Origin of the sequence: Mesorhizobium sp. M1C.F.Ca.ET.210.01.1.1 (assembly GCF_004791585.1) — a bacterium.
Lineage (GTDB): Bacteria > Pseudomonadota > Alphaproteobacteria > Rhizobiales > Rhizobiaceae > Mesorhizobium.
Window position 1 is genome coordinate 17411 of the sequence record NZ_SRUU01000021.1, and the last position, 16350, is coordinate 33760.

Annotated in this window: 19 protein-coding genes; 10 read left to right on the forward strand and 9 right to left on the reverse strand. The window is 65.4% G+C overall.

Annotated elements, in window-relative coordinates:
* Nucleotides 1-139: 139 nt before the first annotated feature.
* From EN853_RS21885 to EN853_RS34065, 4 genes are all read right to left on the reverse strand, one after another.
* Nucleotides 140-325 carry a hypothetical protein gene (locus tag EN853_RS21885; RefSeq protein ID WP_127861510.1) on the reverse strand — a complete coding sequence of 62 codons (186 nt, stop codon included), beginning with the start codon at nucleotides 323-325 and terminating at the stop codon, nucleotides 140-142.
* Nucleotides 326-372: 47 nt separating this feature from the next.
* Entirely contained in the window at nucleotides 373-684 is a 312-nt protein-coding gene (locus EN853_RS21890) for a hypothetical protein (RefSeq protein WP_127861509.1), read from the reverse strand.
* A gap of 77 nt (nucleotides 685-761) precedes the next feature.
* On the reverse strand, nucleotides 762-2843 hold the full coding sequence (locus EN853_RS21895; protein ID WP_127861508.1) for an ATP-dependent helicase: 2082 nt from the start codon (nucleotides 2841-2843) through the stop codon (nucleotides 762-764).
* 184 nt (nucleotides 2844-3027) lie between these two features.
* The gene (locus tag EN853_RS34065) at nucleotides 3028-3183 is read right to left on the reverse strand and encodes a hypothetical protein (protein ID WP_167524556.1); all 156 of its coding nucleotides are present in this window, start codon (nucleotides 3181-3183) and stop codon (nucleotides 3028-3030) included.
* Nucleotides 3184-3316: 133 nt separating this feature from the next.
* Between EN853_RS34065 and EN853_RS34070 the strand changes: the two genes are divergently transcribed.
* The gene (locus EN853_RS34070; RefSeq protein ID WP_167524557.1) at nucleotides 3317-3493 is read left to right on the forward strand and encodes a hypothetical protein; all 177 of its coding nucleotides are present in this window, start codon (nucleotides 3317-3319) and stop codon (nucleotides 3491-3493) included.
* A 263-nt stretch (nucleotides 3494-3756) separates the two neighbouring features.
* Here the strand turns inward: EN853_RS34070 and EN853_RS21900 are convergent, their stop codons facing one another.
* Nucleotides 3757-4725: a LysR substrate-binding domain-containing protein gene (locus tag EN853_RS21900; RefSeq protein ID WP_127861507.1), complete on the reverse strand. Its 969-nt coding sequence runs from the start codon at nucleotides 4723-4725 to the stop codon at nucleotides 3757-3759.
* 111 nt (nucleotides 4726-4836) lie between these two features.
* Here EN853_RS21900 and EN853_RS34075 point away from each other — a divergent pair, with 111 nt between their 5' ends.
* From EN853_RS34075 to EN853_RS21930, 5 genes are all read left to right on the forward strand, one after another.
* Nucleotides 4837-5670 (forward strand): hypothetical protein, encoded by an 834-nt coding sequence (locus EN853_RS34075; RefSeq protein WP_167524558.1) that lies wholly within the window; start codon nucleotides 4837-4839, stop codon nucleotides 5668-5670.
* A 53-nt stretch (nucleotides 5671-5723) separates the two neighbouring features.
* Complete coding sequence (locus tag EN853_RS21915) at nucleotides 5724-6770, forward strand: DMT family transporter (protein WP_127861543.1); 1047 nt, start codon at nucleotides 5724-5726, stop codon at nucleotides 6768-6770.
* Nucleotides 6771-6775: 5 nt separating this feature from the next.
* Complete coding sequence (locus EN853_RS21920; protein WP_127861506.1) at nucleotides 6776-7009, forward strand: hypothetical protein; 234 nt, start codon at nucleotides 6776-6778, stop codon at nucleotides 7007-7009.
* A 358-nt stretch (nucleotides 7010-7367) separates the two neighbouring features.
* Complete coding sequence (locus EN853_RS21925; protein WP_127861505.1) at nucleotides 7368-7808, forward strand: MucR family transcriptional regulator; 441 nt, start codon at nucleotides 7368-7370, stop codon at nucleotides 7806-7808.
* A 10-nt stretch (nucleotides 7809-7818) separates the two neighbouring features.
* Nucleotides 7819-8169 carry a hypothetical protein gene (locus EN853_RS21930; protein ID WP_127861504.1) on the forward strand — a complete coding sequence of 117 codons (351 nt, stop codon included), beginning with the start codon at nucleotides 7819-7821 and terminating at the stop codon, nucleotides 8167-8169.
* A gap of 46 nt (nucleotides 8170-8215) precedes the next feature.
* Here EN853_RS21930 and EN853_RS21935 read toward each other — a convergent pair whose 3' ends face one another.
* The 3 genes from EN853_RS21935 to EN853_RS21945 form a co-directional block, all read right to left on the reverse strand.
* Nucleotides 8216-8410: a hypothetical protein gene (locus EN853_RS21935; RefSeq protein WP_127861503.1), complete on the reverse strand. Its 195-nt coding sequence runs from the start codon at nucleotides 8408-8410 to the stop codon at nucleotides 8216-8218.
* A 294-nt stretch (nucleotides 8411-8704) separates the two neighbouring features.
* Nucleotides 8705-9382 carry a lysozyme inhibitor LprI family protein gene (locus tag EN853_RS21940; RefSeq protein WP_167524559.1) on the reverse strand — a complete coding sequence of 226 codons (678 nt, stop codon included), beginning with the start codon at nucleotides 9380-9382 and terminating at the stop codon, nucleotides 8705-8707.
* Nucleotides 9383-9627: 245 nt separating this feature from the next.
* Complete coding sequence (locus tag EN853_RS21945) at nucleotides 9628-9837, reverse strand: hypothetical protein (RefSeq protein ID WP_127861501.1); 210 nt, start codon at nucleotides 9835-9837, stop codon at nucleotides 9628-9630.
* Between the two features lie 146 nt (nucleotides 9838-9983).
* On the opposite strand from EN853_RS21945, the gene EN853_RS21950 reads away from it, so the two are divergent.
* Entirely contained in the window at nucleotides 9984-11861 is a 1878-nt protein-coding gene (locus EN853_RS21950; protein ID WP_127861500.1) for an ABC-F family ATP-binding cassette domain-containing protein, read from the forward strand.
* Nucleotides 11862-11885: 24 nt separating this feature from the next.
* Here EN853_RS21950 and EN853_RS21955 read toward each other — a convergent pair whose 3' ends face one another.
* Nucleotides 11886-13607: a BTAD domain-containing putative transcriptional regulator gene (locus tag EN853_RS21955; protein ID WP_127861499.1), complete on the reverse strand. Its 1722-nt coding sequence runs from the start codon at nucleotides 13605-13607 to the stop codon at nucleotides 11886-11888.
* A gap of 148 nt (nucleotides 13608-13755) precedes the next feature.
* Between EN853_RS21955 and EN853_RS21960 the strand changes: the two genes are divergently transcribed.
* The 3 genes from EN853_RS21960 (at nucleotide 13756) to EN853_RS21970 (ending at nucleotide 16125) form a co-directional block, all read left to right on the forward strand.
* The gene (locus EN853_RS21960; RefSeq protein WP_127861498.1) at nucleotides 13756-14418 is read left to right on the forward strand and encodes a peroxiredoxin; all 663 of its coding nucleotides are present in this window, start codon (nucleotides 13756-13758) and stop codon (nucleotides 14416-14418) included.
* Nucleotides 14419-14502: 84 nt separating this feature from the next.
* On the forward strand, nucleotides 14503-14931 hold the full coding sequence (locus EN853_RS21965) for a hypothetical protein (RefSeq protein WP_127861497.1): 429 nt from the start codon (nucleotides 14503-14505) through the stop codon (nucleotides 14929-14931).
* A 51-nt stretch (nucleotides 14932-14982) separates the two neighbouring features.
* Nucleotides 14983-16125: an FAD/NAD(P)-binding oxidoreductase gene (locus tag EN853_RS21970; RefSeq protein WP_127861496.1), complete on the forward strand. Its 1143-nt coding sequence runs from the start codon at nucleotides 14983-14985 to the stop codon at nucleotides 16123-16125.
* The last annotated feature ends 225 nt before the right edge of the window (nucleotides 16126-16350 follow it).

The following is a 16350-nucleotide window of genomic DNA, read 5'->3' on the forward strand; positions in this document are numbered from 1 at the left end:
GGTTCCACGTTCGGAGATCTTTTCGTGCCGGCCGGCGGGGCGGCAGGTGCAGGGCGGATCGCTAGAGCAATTCGTCCGGAATTGCGTAAAACAAATACTTAGAGCGGCTCGGCGATTCCGTGAAACGCTGAACCGCTCTCTAGGGGGCGATGCCGGTCATGATCGCCACTTCCGCTGGAGGATGTGGAATCCGATAGTAGGCCGACAGCACCAGCAGCAGTATCGCAACCCCTGCAATCAACGCCGCGACGCTGCCCACGAAGAGCTGGCCGGCCCGTTCAGCAAGCCGTTGCCGCCAGCTCATCGCCGATGGGGTAAAGCGCATTTTTCATCCGCTCCTGCGGGCGCCGCTTCGGTGAAGGGACGGTTCTGCTAATAGCGCCAGCCTCGGTGGAGGCCGCAGCTCCAGACACGCTTCACGACCCAATGATGGTGATGCCAGCGCTTGTGCACCCTGACCATGCAGTCGCGACGGTGACCGTAGCGGTATCCGTCGCGCATCTCGTATCGGCCACGGTACCGCCAGTCATCGCCGCGCATGTGATGGCGGCGCCAGTAGTAGTCGTCATTGTATCGGCCCATGCCGTCATCGGTGGTGATGGTCAGGCTTGTCGCCTGTGTCGGAACCGTCATTGGCGCCAGGGTAGCCATGCCCAGCATGGCGGCGAGAATGAGATTCTTCATAACTGCCTCCTTGCATTAGATTTTCCTAACGGAAATCCGTTACCGGGAGAAAAGTTCCATGACGTCCAGCGGGCTGCCTATTTCCACATGCCGCGCATGCGGGCGCCGAGATCGACCTTGACGCCCGGCCTTTGGCGCGGATCGTCCTTGATAGCCGCGCTTGCCCACGAACTCTGCTCGAAGGCCGAAAGCATCGAGGCCGGGATGAAGCGGGTGCGCGAGGCATAGACATGGCGGTCGCCGCGCGCCGGCTGGTTGTGCGGGTAAAAGCGTTGCGGCACCACCAGGTGCAGGCTGTCCTTCGCCCGCGTCATCGCCACATAGAGCAGCCGACGCTCCTCCTCGATATCCTCCTTGGTGCCGACGCCGAGATCGGCCGGGATGCAGCCGTCGACTGTGTTGAGCACGAAGACGTTCTTCCATTCCTGGCCCTTGGCCGAATGGATGGTCGACAGGATGAGGTAATCCTCGTCGCGGTGCGGCGGCCCGGCCTGGTCGCTTGTGGCGTCGGGCGGATCGAGCGTCAGCTCGGTCAGGAAGCGCTCGCGCGACGGATAGCCCGACGCGATCTGCTCAAGCTGCAGGAGGTCGGCCCGGCGCGTGATCGCGTCCTCATGGATGCGCTCCATATGCGGCTCGTACCAGAGCCTGACCCGCTCGAGGTCGGCCGGCCATTTCGGACCGGCGCGCAACCCGCTGTAGATATCGAGGAAGACCGGCCAGTCTTGAGCCGCGCGCTGCGGCGGCCGGAAGCGGGCAAGGCCCAGCGTCTCGTCCAGCGACGTCGCCATCGCCTCGACGATCTGCGAGGCGGCGGAAGGGCCGATGCCCGGCATAAGCTGCAGCACGCGAAAACCGGCGACGCGGTCGCGCGGGTTCTCGGCGAAGCGCAGCATCGCCAGCATGTCCTTGACATGGGCGGCGTCGAGGAACTTCAGGCCGCCGAATTTCACGAAAGGGATGTTGCGGCGCGTAAGCTCCACTTCCAGCGGTCCGCTGTGATGCGAGGCGCGGAAGAGCACGGCCTGCGCCTTCAGCGCCGTGCCGGCCTCGCGCTCGGCGAGGATCGCCTGGCAGACATAGTTGGCCTGCTCGGTCTCGTCGCGCACGCTCACCAGTTGCGGCTTGTGCGACGACCTGCGCTCGGTCCACAGGTTCTTGGTGAAGCGCTCGGTGGCTTCGCCGATGACCGCGTTGGCGGCTGCCAGGATCGTCTCGGTCGAGCGGTAGTTGCGCTCCAGCATGACGATCTCGGCGCCTTGCGCGAACTGCTTCGGGAAATCGAGGATGTTGCGCACTTCCGCGGCGCGGAAGGAATAGATCGACTGCGCATCGTCGCCCACCACGGTCAGCCCCACGCCGTCCGGCTTCAGCGCCAAAAGGATCGAGGCTTGCAGCCGGTTGGTGTCCTGGTATTCGTCGACCAGCACATGGTCGAAGCGCGAGCCAAGGTGGGCGGCGATCTCAGGCTCTGCCGCCATCTGCGCCCAGTAGAGCAGGAGGTCGTCGTAATCGAGCACGTTCTGCGCCTGCTTGGCCTCGACATAGGCGGCGAACAGCTCTTTCAGCTGTTCCGCCCAGGCCGCGCACCAGGGAAAGGCCGAACCCAGTACCTCGCCGAGCGGTGCCTGCGCGTTGACGGCGCGGGAGTAGATTTGCAGACAGGTGCCCTTGGTCGGGAACCGGCTCTCGGTCTTGGAGAAGCCCAGCTCGTGCCGGGCGAGGTTCATCAGGTCGGCCGAATCCTCGCGATCGTGGATGGTGAAGGCGGCATCGAGGCCGATCTGCTCGGCATAGTCGCGCAAGAGCCTCGCGCCGATGCCGTGGAAGGTGCCAGCCCAGGCGAGCGCGTCGGCGATGATTGCCGCGTCGCGCCCCAGCACCTCGCCTGCGATGCGCTCGACGCGCTTGGCCATCTCCGACGCCGCGCGGCGCGAGAAGGTCATCAAAAGGATGCGGCGCGGATCGGCGCCCTTGACGATGAGATGCGCGACGCGATGCGCCAGCGTGTTGGTCTTGCCGGAGCCGGCGCCGGCGATCACCAGCAGCGGTGCTGCCACCTTGCCGTCACCATGCACCACCGCCAGCCGCTGCTCGTCATTCAGCCGGGCAAGATAGGCGGGCGCTTCGAAGGACGAATCACGGGCGGCGATGTTCATCGCCCATCAAGCATCGTTTCCGCTTTGTTCGCAATACAACTCACGGGCTGGCGAATAGCGAAAGGGTCCAACAACTGATCCCCAAGAGGGGAGATGCCCGGCAGGGCAGAGGAGGTGCTGTCGCGCCGGCTTTCTGGGCTTGGGTTCCTCTCCCCTACATTCGTTGGGGGGCGAGGAAAGGCGCCTACCGCTTTGGCTCCACCCCCATCGCGGCAGACTGGCGTCGCAGCGTCCGTGGTTCGTCCTGCGGCGGGGCTTCGCCGGACATCTCGTAGATGATCCTCATCGTAACGCGGTAAGCGGTGTAGGCGAACAGTCCGACAAGCAGCAAGCGGATCATGATCGTCTCCTCGTTGCGTTGGATTGTTGGGAGTTCAACCGGGTGCCTGGATGATTGGTTCCCGCCGGCGCGACGCAACCAAACCACCACCGCCTCGTTTGCCTCAAGACAGGGCGAACGAGAGGAGGTCGCCATGAAGAAGCTTCCTGTGCTGCTGGTTCTTGCGGCAGGGCTCGCGCTCGCCGCCTGCGACAACAGCATTCCGCCGACCAAGGCGCCCGCCGTCGACCAGAACCCGCAGATCGACAAGAACCCCGTGCCGCAATCGACCACCGGTGGCGATCAGCAGGGCACGCTACCCAAGCACTGACGTGCAATCGCTGCGCAATCGCCAGCCATAGTTGAAGCACAGTCGCCACAGAAGAAGGCCGGCGCTGCTTGGGAGGAAGCAAATTAGCGCCGGCCAAGCGGGGAAATCAGGCCCGCCGCACGAAAGACCATAGCTGAGTCTTGCCGCTGGGTCATGGGGAGGGCTCTGGAAGACTTCCTGGAAACTGTGCAAATCGGCGGGAAATTCACGCTATTGTGTGAAATCTACAACAATAGTTTGAGGTGACGGGTGCGAGGCCTGCCTCAAGCCATCGCCGCCCGCTTCACTGGTATGCCGGCGATCTCGAGGTCCAGTTGGCGCTGCGTCAGTGCCGCCTCGGCCATGATCCACTGCTTGAACAGTTCCACCTTGCGCGCGCTGTGCGCCTTGATCGGGCTGACGAAATACCAGCCGGCGGTGTTGGGATGGTGCACCGCGAACGGCGCCACCAGCCGTTCGGCGCGGATGTCGCTCGCCATATAGGCGCGGTTGGCGACCGCGAAGCCCATGCCGGCATTGGCCGCCTCGTAGGACATCATGCAGGAATCGAAATAGATGCTCCTGGCCTCGCCGAGCACGAAGCTCGCGCCGGCAAAACCCAGCCATGACTGCCAGTTCTGCGTGCAAGTATCGGAGTGAAGCAACGTGAAGTATCTCAGGTCTTCCGGCGTCACCTTGGACAACGGCTTATCGCCGAGTACTTCGTGGAACAGCTTGCGGCTGCATACCGGCGTCAGGTCTTCCTTGAACAAGAGCTCGCAATTGAGGCCGGGGAAGTTGCCGTCGCCGTAGCGGATCTCGAGGTCGTATTCGGAGGCCGAGAATTCATGCGTGGCATAGGAGGTCGAGACCCGCATCTCGATTTCCGGATACTGCCGCTGGAACGAGGAGAGGCGCGGAAACAGCCAGCGCGCCGCAAAGGTCGGCAGCACGCAGATCTTGAGCACATGCGCCTGCGATTGCCCGGTCGCCTCCATGCTGGCCGCCACGATCCGCTCCAACGCCTCGCGCACGCGCGCCACATAGGTCTCGCCCTCCGGCGTCAGCGACACCGCGTTGCCGCCGCGCTGGAAGATCTTGAAGCGGAGCTGGTCCTCCAGGCTCTTCACCCGCTGGCTGACGGCGGAGGCGGTGATGAACTGCTCCTCGCCGGCGCGCGTGAAGTTGCGATGCCTGGCGGCACTTTCGACAATTTTGAGCGAGTTCAGGTTGACCTGACTGAGCAGACGCACGGGGTTCGACCTTTAGCTGGGCTTAAAGTAGCACCAGCATTCCTAAATTTACAGGGGCCGGCGGCTTAATCGACTGTTCGCCAAGTGTTGCCCCTACCTTGGAGAAGTAGAATGAACGCCCATACAATCCCCGAACTGCGCTATGCGATGAGCCGTGAAGCCATCATCGGGCATGATACGGCGTGGAAAGTGTCGAGCTTCGGCGTCGCCCAGTATCTTCACGGCTACGACCCCGCGCTGCTTGCCGCGATCGAGGAGGCGGCGCTCAAGCTCAAGGCCAGCCACGCGGTGCACAAGCACCTCGATCTCACCTTCATCACCGGCGCCGACCGGTACATTCCGGAGATCAAAGAACTGCTCCACGACAAGCTGCGCCTGGAACGGCTGTCCGATATGATGGGCACCAGGCTCGAACCCTACCCGCTGTCGATCGTCGGCTCGACCGTCACCTTCATGAACCCCAAGGACGGCGCCGTCGAATGGCACTGCGATGGCGTTCCGGTGACCGAGCTCATTCCGCTCTCGATCAGCGACCCTTTGATCGGCGGCCATCTTGAAATCTATTGCGACGATTCCGAGACCGGCCGCGCCATCCTCGAATCCGGCGGCGACCTGCCGCGCAACAAGGTCATGAGCATCGATCACAAGATGAACTACGCCACGCTCGGCCAGTTCCTCGGCGTGCTTCATCGCACCGCGCCCATCCAGCTCGGCTCGCGCGTCACGCTGGTGCTCAACCAGCGTTCGGTGACGAAGCCCTACGTCGATGACAACCGCATGTTCTACCTCGCCGCCGACAACGACCAGGACCGCGCCTGGGTGAACGAGCTGGCGGACGACGTCTGGACGAACCAGCTGCCCGCCTATCGCCGCCATGCCGAAGAGCATCCCGTGCCGAAACCGGCTGCCGAGCCGGTCTCCGGCGCAGCAAGGGAATCGTGGTAGTGAGCCATGATCCTGCCCAGCCGCCTTCGGCGCCGCCGGGCCTTGCCCCGATCATGGTCGAACGCAACCAATCCCGGCCCGGCGCCGCCTCCACGACGGCGCTGGCCCTTGCCTTGGGCGCGGTGGCGCTCTGGGCGACCAATGCCCTGGTCGGCAAGACGCTGCTCGCCAGTCACCCGGTATCGCATGTGCAGTTCCTGCAGTTCTGCGGCGCGGCGTTGGTCTTTGCGTTGATCAGGCTGGCAGGCGCATCTCCTTCTCCGCTTGTGGGGTCCGAAGCACGGGCGAGACCCGTGGCTCGCCCCGGGGGTGGCCTCGCGACGCGAGGTCGGATGAGGGCTGCTGGCCGGGTCGCCGAAGCTGGAGTTTCTTCCAGCACCCCTCATCCGTCTCGGCCCTGCGCGCCGATCCACCTTCTCCCCCTGGGGGAGAAGGGGAAGGCCTACGCCGTCGGCTTCATCGGCCTGGTCGGCACCATGGTGCTGCAATACATCGCCTTCGCCTCGATGCCGGTCATCGAGGCCAATCTCATTGCCTACACCTGGCCGCTGATGGTCGCCGCCGCGATCATCCTGCTCGGCCGCCCGAAGCGCCCGCTGCTGCTTGGGCTCACCGCCGCGCTCGGCTTCGCCGGCGTGGCGCTGGTGATCTCCGGCGGACGCGCGCACGCCTGGCTCGAAGGCAGCCTCGTCGGCTATTGCGCCGCCTTCGGCTCGGCACTTTGCATGGCCTTCTATTCGCTTGCCGTCGGCCGTCTTGCCGTGCCGCCGGATCGGCTTCTGTTGCCTTCGGCGCTGATCGGCGTGGCGCTTACATTTGCCTGGTGCCTGCGTGACGGCGTTGCCGGCCTCGGCGGCGTGGACCTGCTGCTCGGCCTCTATCTCGGCGCCGGGCCGATGGGGCTGGGCTATTATTTCTGGTCGCGGGCGCTCAGCCTCGACCAGGGCGGCAGGCTCGCGGTCGTCGCCTACCTGACGCCGATCGCTTCCACGCTTTTGCTGGCGCTGTCGGGCGAAAGCCTGTCGATGACGGCCATTGCCGGCGCCGTCCTCGTCATCGGCAGTTGCATTGCTGTCGGCATCGAACGTTCGGAGGCCTGAACACCATGCCAGCGCTCACGCCAGGAATCACGCTTGACGAGGACGAACGTCGCGCCAGACAGGAGGCGCACTGGCTGCTGAAGGAATTCGGCGCCGAGGCCCCGCTCTATGCCGCCATGAAGGCCGAGAAGGCCATCGAGCAGAAGGATTTCGGCCGCTGCGCGCGCTGGAAGCGTGTTCTTGAGCTACTGGCCGACGGCGGACGGGTGGAACTGCGGCGCGGCGGCGCCGCGAAATAAGCGACTCGCCGTCACGTCATCGAATCGGGCATAATCGGTCACAATCGGTCAACTGGACCTGCAGCATCGGCTCTCGGTTCTGGATTTCTTCTTTTGTAGCAGTTATTGGCGTAAATCGAAGTGCTGCCGCGTCTTTTGCGGCCTCGCGGCGGCCTTCGGAGCTGTAAAGTGTTTGTTATGGGTATTAGAATTCCTAACTTGCGCGGTCGTGAGCTGCGGTGAAAACATATCTTCGGTATTGAGTCTCGCGCATTTTACTGACTCTGGGCCGTCCGTTGGGGGACAGGTCCTATACGATACCTAGACCAAAGTCCTAAAAAACAGCTGGTCATTTGAGAGCCAGCAGAGGGTGAAAAAATTGTCCAACATCGACGACAAGACTGCAATCGAGCTGACCGCCGACATTGTTTCGGCCTATGTAGGCAACAACCCGCTCCCCGCCTCCGGCCTGCCTGATCTGATCGCCAGCGTCAGCGCATCGGTGCGCAAGCTCGCCGCCGGCGGCGCCGTCAAGGAAAGCGCGCCGCTGACGCCGGCCGTGAATCCGAAGCGTTCGGTATTCCCCGATCACATCATTTGCCTCGAGGACGGAAAGAAGTTCAAGTCGCTGAAGCGGCACCTGTCGACCGACCATGGGCTGACGCCGGACGAATACCGCGCCAAATGGGGCCTGCCGGCCGACTATCCGATGGTGGCGCCCAGCTACTCGGCCACTCGCTCGGCACTTGCCAAGTCCTCCGGCCTCGGCCGCAAGCCGGCCGCGGATTCCGGCAAGGGAAAGCGCAAGGCCAAGACCTGAGGCCGGCGGCATGCTGCCTGCAACGAACGACGCCAAGCCGGCGGCCGACCGTTTGGCCACGCTCGACGCATTGCGCCGCAGGGTGGCCAACCAGTCTTCCGCGGACGCCCGCGAGGGGGTCGAGGCGCGGCGGATCCTGTTTTCGCTGGGCATGCCGACCGCCAATCTGCGCGCCGCACTCGACGCGCTCGACAATTTCGAGCGCGCCATCGTCGAGCATGACGATCGGCTGATCCTCGAGGCACGACGGCTGAGATGCCTCGCCGTCCTGGATGGCATCATCGGGGGGATAAACAGACGCGCCGTGCGCACCACAAGTCCACGAAAAGGGCTTGGCGGTTTACCGTCCGGAATTGCATGAAGGCAGATACCCGGTTGGCGATAAGGCCGACCCGCCCTGGCCGTCATCAATCGCGCGGCGGCGTATGCGCCTCGAGTCCGCGGCGATCCTGCTCCGCGGCCAGGCTTTCCGCCTCGACGGCCGTCATCTCCAGAAAATAGACAAGCATCTGATAGCGGGTGCGTGGAAGCATCGTTGCTAACTTGCGAGCAGTCTCCGCGACGTATCTCAGCATGCGCAGATCGTTGGCCGCCTCGCCCATCGTCAGCTCCTGACCCGGTCAAATTATTGTTGGCGCCACCGCACGACTCACGGCGCATTGATAGATTCACAGGATCGAGCCAAAACTGAAATCAATTTTCGATAAGCATCACGCCTGGCCCAACAGATTTCAGTACCTTGTTTGGGTGGTATCGATGTCTGCCACACAAATATACGCTCACGCGAAACTTGCGGTGTCTTGGTTGGCTGGTTTCGTCTTTCCGCGTCAGAACAGTCATTGTCAGCTGATTGGCGGCAGCGGGCCGGGGCCGAACGGCCACGGCCGCCGTGTTGCTCAGTCCTTATAGGCGGAACAGAAGGCAGGCGGGTTGTCGCTGCCGATCATGGCGCAGCCTCGCTTGATCTCGTCGATCATCATGCTGCACGCGTTCTGTCCGTTGCAGGGCGGATGTGTCGCCGGCGATACCTGGATGCATTGCGAGACATATTGGTCCGACTTCGCCTTGCCGGCCGATTGCACGCACGGCCGCGCGTCGTTCTGGCTTGCCTTGGCAGGAGCGGCCCCAGCCGTCGCAGGCTTGGCGCCAGGGGCTGCGGGCTTGGCGCCGCCGGCGGTTTGCGGCACGCAGGAGAGGTCGCCTTCCGGACATTGCAACTGGTGCTGCAACTGCGCCAGCCGGGCCTGGGTCAGTTCCGCCTTGCAGGTTTCGACCAGGCTCGAATACACCGAGCCGTCGGCATAGGGCTTGGTGCGGAAAGCGCATTCCTTGTCGCGGAACGGGATCCAGGCGCGCTGCGCGTCGCGAAGGCGCTGTTGGTCGGCGGGTGCGAGGTGTCCCGACAGCGCCTTGTAGGCGGCGTTGAGCGCGGCGTCGGCCGAGGCCGTGTCCTTAGCCGTGCAGGTGGCGAGGTCGGCCTGCGTCTTCGCCGCCGCGCAGTCCGTCGCTGCCGAATGGGCCGCGGGCGTGGTGAGAAGCACAGCGAGGCCGGCGGCGTGGAGCAATCGCTTCATTGAAGGCACCTCATGATGTCTGCAAGCCCGCCGCTCCCGCCAGCATAGGTTGAGACGATGGCAGCAATCAACGTCAAACCGGTGACGTGGCAAGCAAAGTGTGAGCAGGTGGTGACCGACGGAAGCGGCGCACAGTCTCCCCAGCGGGGCGAGATGCTCGGTCCACCCTCCGTAGCTGCTGCGCAGTTGCTGCGGAGCACGGGCAGGGCAGAGCATGGGCGCTGTCCCGCCGGCCTCTCAGTCATTCACAGGCGATGCCTGAGATTGCTTCCGGTATCAATCTGGATCAGCAGGTGTTGCGTCGCGCGTGCCGGCCCGCCGACCTTCTCTCCCGCGAGGCGGGAGATTGGCAGTGCCGGCGCCGTACTGTCCTCGAACAGGACCACCTGCGTCGCCAGCGCTGCCGTCGTGGCGACCTGGAAGAAGATGAAGGCGAGGGCGAAATTGCGGATCACGGGGCCCCAAACGCTCCAGCCGGCAACTAGTTCCAGTTCTGCGGGACTTTGTCGGGCTTTGCCGGATGGCCGCGGACTGCGCGCGGCGAGTCTCATCCGCCGCCTGGCTCTTGCGGAGCGCCGATGTCCCGTGCAAAAGCCCGGCCATGCTTATCATCAACGACCTCTCGCTGCGCATGGCGGGGCGCCTGCTTCTCGACCATGCCTCGCTGACCTTGCCGGCCGGCACCAAGGCCGGTCTCGTCGGGCGCAACGGCACCGGCAAGACCACGCTGTTCAAGGCGATCACCGGCGACTTTCCGTCCGAGACCGGCTCGATCAGCCTGCCGAAGAACACCCGCATCGGCCAGGTGGCGCAGGAGGCGCCGGGCACCGAGGAGCCGCTGATCGAGATCGTGCTCAAGGCCGATGTCGAGCGTCAGGCATTGCTCGAAGAGGAAAAGACCGCCACCGATCCGCATCGCATCGCGGAGATCCACACGCGGCTCGCCGACATCGACGCGCACTCGGCCGAGTCCCGCGCCGCCACCATCCTGGCCGGCCTCGGTTTCGACGACGCCGCGCAGAAGCGTCCAGCCTCGTCCTTCTCCGGCGGTTGGCGCATGCGCGTCGCGCTGGCGGCCGTGCTGTTCTCGGAGCCCGACCTTCTGCTGCTCGACGAACCGACCAACTATCTCGACCTCGAAGGCACGCTGTGGCTGGAGAACTACGTCGCCAAATACCCGCACACCGTGCTCTTGATCTCGCACGACCGCGACCTGCTCAACCGCGCCGTCAACTCGATCGTCCATCTCGATCAGAAGAAGCTGACCTTCTGGCGCGGCGGCTACGACCAGTTCGAGCGCCAGCTCACCGAGCAGCGCGAATTGCAGGAGAAGAGCCGCGTCAAGCAGGAAGCGCAGCGCAAGCATATGGAATCCTTCGTCGAGCGCTTCCGTGCCAAGGCTTCGAAGGCGAGGCAAGCGCAGTCGCGCCTCAAGGCGCTGGAGAAGCTGAAGCCGATCGCCGCTATCGTGAATGACACGGTGCGGCCGTTCTCGTTCCCCGAGCCGGTGAAGACGGTGGCGTCGCCGATCGTGGCGCTCAACGGCGTCAATGTCGGTTATGCCGAGAACAATCCGGTGCTGAAGAAGATGACGCTGCGCATCGATGCCGACGACCGCATCGCGCTGCTTGGCGCCAATGGCAACGGCAAGTCGACCTTCGCCAAGCTGCTCGCCGGCCGCCTGAAGGGCGAGACCGGCACGATGACCGTCGCGCCGGGGCTGAAGGTGGCGATCTTCGCCCAGCACCAGCTCGACGATCTGCGGCCCGAGGAAAGCGCCTACGAGCATGTGCGCCGGCTGATGCCCGATGCGCCGGAAGCCAAGGTGCGCGCCCGCGTCGCCCAGTTCGGCCTGTCGACCGAGAAGATGAACACTGCCGCCAGGGACCTCTCCGGCGGCGAGAAGGCGCGCCTTTTGATGGGCCTTTCGGCCTTCGAGGGACCGAACCTGTTCATCCTCGACGAACCGACCAACCATCTCGACATCGACAGCCGTGAATCGCTGATCCATGCCCTCAACGATTTTCCGGGCGCGGTGATCCTGATCTCGCACGACCGGCACCTGCTGGAGGCCACGGCCGACCGGCTCTGGCTGGTCAAGGACGGCGCGGTCAATCCCTATGACGGCGACCTCGAGGACTATAAAACGCTGGTCACCGGCGTCTCCTCCAACCGCCGCGAGCAGAAGGAAGCGGACAAGACGTCGAAGGCCGACCGCCGCCGCGAGGCCGCCGCTCGGCGCTCGGCGCTCGAGCCTTTAGCCAAGGAGATCCGCGCCACCGAGGCGCTGATGGACCGCATCCGCAAGCGCATCGACCTGATCGAGGACGAGCTCGCCAACCCGGCGATCTACGAGAAGGACCCCTCGACCGCGACGCGGCTGGCCAAGGAGCGCTCGCAGCTGGCCCACACACTGGCGCAGAACGAGGACAAGTGGCTGACCATGTCTGCGGAGTATGAGGAGGGGATCGCTGAGTAGGGGAGAAGGAGAGGCGCTGAGCTTCTACCCCGCCAGCCTCACCTCCACCGCTTGCGCCCGCGCCAGGCAGCGCTCCTGGTCGCGCGGGCGGCCTATCTCGGCGTAGCGCGCGGCGGCCTCGCGTAACAACGCCGACGCCTGGTCGCTTTCGCCGCGCGCCTGGCGATGCACGCCACGCGCTTCCCAGACGGCGGCGACCCACGGTCCGCCCTGCCACATGCCGGCCAACCGCTCGGCCTCGTCGATACGCCGGCTCGCCTGGTCGAGCTCGCCGGCCTCGGCCAGCGCGATCGAGGACGCCACGCGAAAGCCCATCGAGCAGGGCTGGCAGGTGCATTTTTCGGCGAGCCGGCGATCGCCTTGCCGGATCGCCTCCATCGCCTGCGATTGGGTCGCCGCAGCCTCGACGGCCAGCGCCTGGAAGCGGATCAGCAGATGCGGGGCGAGCCACGTGGATCCGGCAAGGCGCAATCCCTTCTGCAGCAGCCGGCCGGCGCGCCATTTCTGGCCGCGCGCCAACGCGATTTCGCCAAGCCGATGCAGCGCCAGCGCCTCGCCGAAGGAGGCACCCGTTTCGGCGCTGAGCTGGGCCGCGTTGACGAGCAGCTCCTCTGCCGCCGTGAGCCGGCCGGAGAACAGTTCAGCCTCGCCGAGGATCAGCGAGGCAAGCACGCGGCCGGGCACCGATCCGGCGGCCTCGGCGATGCCGAGAAGCTCGCGCGCCGCCCTGGCCATCTGCTCATGGCCGCCGGCCCGATAGAGGCAGAATTCCGCCAGGCACAGATGCCCGTCGAAGACGTTGGAGGCAACGCTCGGCGCGCCACGAACCCAGTCGACGAATTCGGACTGGAAAAGCTCCTGCCATTGCCCCTGCATGTGCGCGGCGAGCCCGATCAGCGCGCTTGCCTCGCCGACCTCGCGCCCGAGTTCGGCGGCGATCGCCAGCGTGCGCGCTTCCGTGCCCTTGCGGCCGGCATCGCCGAAGTCGCCGCTGTTGAGCTGGATGATGCCCCAGGCCAGAAGCCCGCGCACGCGCTCGGCGATCCCGGTCGGCTGCGCCCCGCCGAGCGCCAGCGCCTTCTCGTAGATGGCGACAGTCGCCGCCTGCGGGCCGACGCCGAGATCGACGCGCAGGCTTTCGCGCAGCCGCTCGAATTGCCGCACGACCTCGCCGCGATTGCCGGCGTCGAGGGATGCCTGCATCAGCGCCCGCGCGGCGCGTTCGTCGGCGGGATCGACCGCCAGCAACCGCTCCCAGAGACCGGCCGCCTCGAGCAGGCGCACATAAAGCTCGCGCAGCCGCTGGCGCGGCTCGTCCGCCCACTCCGCGTAGCGGTCTTCCGGCAGCAATTCGCCGCCGTAGCGCCGGGCGGCCCGTTCCGTGGCCGCGCGATCGTTGGCCTGCAGCGCCGCCGTCGCCTCGGCCTCGAACAAAGCAGCGTCGACGGCAAGCTCCGCGCCCGGCGCCAGCGCCACGATCTCGCCGTCGAGGGCGATGATGTCATGCGCGCCGAGCGCGCGCCGGGTGAAGTGGACGGCCTTGCGCAGATTGCCGGCTGCCGCCTCGGGCTCGAGATCGGGCCACAGCGCGTCCATCACCTGCTCGCGGTGCAGCCGGTGGCGCCGGGCCAGCGCCAGCAGTTTGACCAGCGTCACGCTGCTCGTGCGCCGCCACGTCGCCGCGGAAGCCGCGCGTCCATCGACGGACACGCGGAACTGGCCAAGCAGATCCACCTCTACACGCATGTCGTCTCCCCAGGTCCCCGGCCCACCATAATCCTGCTTCGGCCCCGATTGAAAGGGGCGGCACAGGCGGAGCGCGTTCGGGGAACGGTGGAGGAACGCCGGCCGGTCAGTATGGGCGCGTCAACCCATTCATAGAGGAGAACTCACCATGTCCATCCGCATCAACGACACCGCTCCGGACTTCGAAGCCGAAACGACCGAAGGCCATATCAGCTTCCATTCATGGCTCGGCGACTCCTGGGGCGTCCTCTTCTCCCACCCCAAGGATTTCACCCCGATCTGCACCACCGAGCTCGGCTACATGGCCAAGCTCAAGCCTGAATTCGACAAGCGCAACGTCAAGGTCATCGGGCTCAGCGTCGACCCCGTCGACCGGCACCAGAGCTGGGCTATGGACATCAAGGAGACGCAAGGCCACGCGCCGAACTACCCGATGATCGGCGACCCGACGCTTGCGATCTCCAAGCTCTACGACATGCTGCCGGCGACTGTCGGCGACACGTCGGAGGGCCGCACCGCGGCCGACAACCAGACGGTGCGCAACGTCTACGTCATCGGGCCCGACAAGAAGGTCAAGCTGCTGATCTCCTATCCGATGACCACCGGCCGCAACTTCGACGAGATCCTGCGCGTCATCGATTCCCTGCAGCTCACCGCGAAACACCGGGTCGCGACGCCGGTCAACTGGCGGCAGGGCGAGGACGTCGTCATCGCCGGTTCGGTGTCGAACGACGAGGCGGCCAAGATCTACCCGAACGGATGGAAGGCGCCAAAGCCCTACATCCGCATCGTCCCGCAGCCGCACGCCTGAGCCGCGGCCGCCTGAGCCGCGGCCGGGGAGCGGCGAGACCCTTCCCGGCCGCGTGCCCAAGAACCATTGGAGGAGCTGACCGCAATGACCGTGCACTACAGCAAGCCCGCCATCGCCCTCTTCGACACCACGCCGGAGCGGCTGTTCCAATATATGAGCGCCGGCAACCACCGGCATATGGCCTTCAAGAGCCACCGGCTTGCCGGCGTGGCCGGCAACATCGTCACCCTCGACGCCGAGGTCTATAATCCGGACGGGACCACCTTCGCCATGCAGGTCGAGCACAGGCTGGACCCGCCGCGCGGCATCGAGACCAGGCTCACCGGCGGCGCCTTCGACGGCGCGCGATTCACCCACAGGTACACGCCGATGGGCGGCAGGACCAAGGTGGACCTGGAGGGCGACTTCCCGGCGCTGCCCGGCATGAGCGATGCCGACACGCTGACAATGATCGACGGCTTCTTCAGCGTCATCTTCGCCGAGGACGCCGCCACGCTCCGGCACCGGTCATAGGGAGCTCCGGCTACGACGCGCGTCACTCCAGGCAAACAACGAGAGGATACCATGAACACTTCCAACAAGCCGCGCGTCCTCGTCCTTGGGGCGGGCTTTGGCGGCCTCGAACTCACCAGCCTGCTGTCCGAGACCTTCGGTGCCAGCATCGACGTCACCTTGATCGACAAGAGCGACGCCTTCATCTTCGGCTTTTCCAAGCTCGACGTCATGTTCGGCCACAAGACCGCGGACCAGGTGCGCCTGCCTTATTCCAACTATGCCAAGCCGGGCGTGCGCCTGCTCAGGCAGACGATCACGTCGATCGATCCGGAGCGGCGGCGCGTCACCACCGATGCCGGCGTTCACGAGGCCGATTTCCTGGTCGTGGCGCTTGGCGCCGACTACGATTTCGACGCCACGCCCGGGCTCGCCGGCGCCAACGAATTCTACACCGTCGCCGGCGCTGAGCGCCTGCGCGACGCACTGCCCACCTTCACCAGGGGGAGGGCGCTGGTCGGGGTCTGCGGGGCGCCCTACAAATGCCCGCCGGCGCCCAGCGAATGCGCGCTCATGCTGCACGACTATCTGGTCAAGCGCGGCGTGCGCGGCGACTGCGAGATCAACTTCGTGCTGCCGTTGCCGAGCCCGGTGCCGCCGTCGCCGGAAACCTCGCGCGCGCTGGTCGCCGCCTTCGTCGAGCGCAACATCGGCTTCATTCCGGGCCGCCGCGTCGCGTCCATCGACAATGCGCGGAAGGTGGCGATCCTCGACGACGGGGTGGAGATGCAGTTCGACCTGTTCCTCGGCGTGCCCAGGCACCGCGTGCCCGACGTGGTGATTGCCAGCGGCATGACCGAGAATGGCTGGATCACGGTCAATCCGCGGACCTTGGAGACCAGCTATGCCGGCGTCTATGCAGTGGGCGACGGCGCCAACACCGGTACGCCGAAGGCCGGCGTCTTCGCTGAGGGCGCCGCGCGCGCCGTCGCCAGCGACCTGATCGTGAAGCTCACCAACAGCGGCACGGCCAAAAAGTATGACGGCTTCGGCACCTGCTACATCGAGTTCGGCGGCGGCCGCATCGGCAAGGTCGAGGTCGATTTCTTCTCCGGCCCGAAGCCGACCGGCACCTACCACGAAGCCTCGCTCGCGCTGCGCGCCGACAAGGAGCATTTCGGATCCAGCCGTCGCGCGCGCTGGTTCGGGATGTGAGGGGGGCCTTTCCTTCTCCGCTAGTGGGAGAAGGTGGATCGGCGCGAAGCGCCGAGACGGATGAGGGGTTCTGGAAGGAACGCGGGGTTAGAAAGGCAAGGATTTACAAGCGCTTGCGTTGTAAGTGCCTCACTCCGTCCAACACCCCTCATCCGACCGAGCTTCGCTCGGCCACCTTCACAAGGGGAGAAGGGGAGGCAGTTGCAACGCCTCGCAAAGAACATC

Bases quoted from the DNA above. Each gene is read 5' to 3' on its own strand.
- EN853_RS21895 (WP_127861508.1), bottom strand. From the start codon at position 2,843: ATGAACATCGCCGCCCGTGATTCGTCCTTCGAAGCGCCCGCCTATCTT.
- EN853_RS21970 (WP_127861496.1), top strand. From the start codon at position 14,983: ATGAACACTTCCAACAAGCCGCGCGTCCTCGTCCTTGGGGCGGGCTTT.
- EN853_RS21915 (WP_127861543.1), top strand. From the start codon at position 5,724: ATGGTCGAACGCAACCAATCCCGGCCCGGCGCCGCCTCCACGACGGCG.
- EN853_RS21935 (WP_127861503.1), bottom strand. From the start codon at position 8,410: ATGGGCGAGGCGGCCAACGATCTGCGCATGCTGAGATACGTCGCGGAG.
- EN853_RS34070 (WP_167524557.1), top strand. From the start codon at position 3,317: ATGAAGAAGCTTCCTGTGCTGCTGGTTCTTGCGGCAGGGCTCGCGCTC.
- EN853_RS21885 (WP_127861510.1), bottom strand. From the start codon at position 325: ATGCGCTTTACCCCATCGGCGATGAGCTGGCGGCAACGGCTTGCTGAA.
- EN853_RS21940 (WP_167524559.1), bottom strand. From the start codon at position 9,382: ATGAAGCGATTGCTCCACGCCGCCGGCCTCGCTGTGCTTCTCACCACG.
- EN853_RS21890 (WP_127861509.1), bottom strand. From the start codon at position 684: ATGAAGAATCTCATTCTCGCCGCCATGCTGGGCATGGCTACCCTGGCG.
- EN853_RS21930 (WP_127861504.1), top strand. From the start codon at position 7,819: ATGCTGCCTGCAACGAACGACGCCAAGCCGGCGGCCGACCGTTTGGCC.
- EN853_RS21960 (WP_127861498.1), top strand. From the start codon at position 13,756: ATGTCCATCCGCATCAACGACACCGCTCCGGACTTCGAAGCCGAAACG.
- EN853_RS21965 (WP_127861497.1), top strand. From the start codon at position 14,503: ATGACCGTGCACTACAGCAAGCCCGCCATCGCCCTCTTCGACACCACG.
- EN853_RS21920 (WP_127861506.1), top strand. From the start codon at position 6,776: ATGCCAGCGCTCACGCCAGGAATCACGCTTGACGAGGACGAACGTCGC.
- EN853_RS34065 (WP_167524556.1), bottom strand. From the start codon at position 3,183: ATGATCCGCTTGCTGCTTGTCGGACTGTTCGCCTACACCGCTTACCGC.
- EN853_RS34075 (WP_167524558.1), top strand. From the start codon at position 4,837: ATGAACGCCCATACAATCCCCGAACTGCGCTATGCGATGAGCCGTGAA.
- EN853_RS21950 (WP_127861500.1), top strand. From the start codon at position 9,984: ATGCTTATCATCAACGACCTCTCGCTGCGCATGGCGGGGCGCCTGCTT.
- EN853_RS21955 (WP_127861499.1), bottom strand. From the start codon at position 13,607: ATGCGTGTAGAGGTGGATCTGCTTGGCCAGTTCCGCGTGTCCGTCGAT.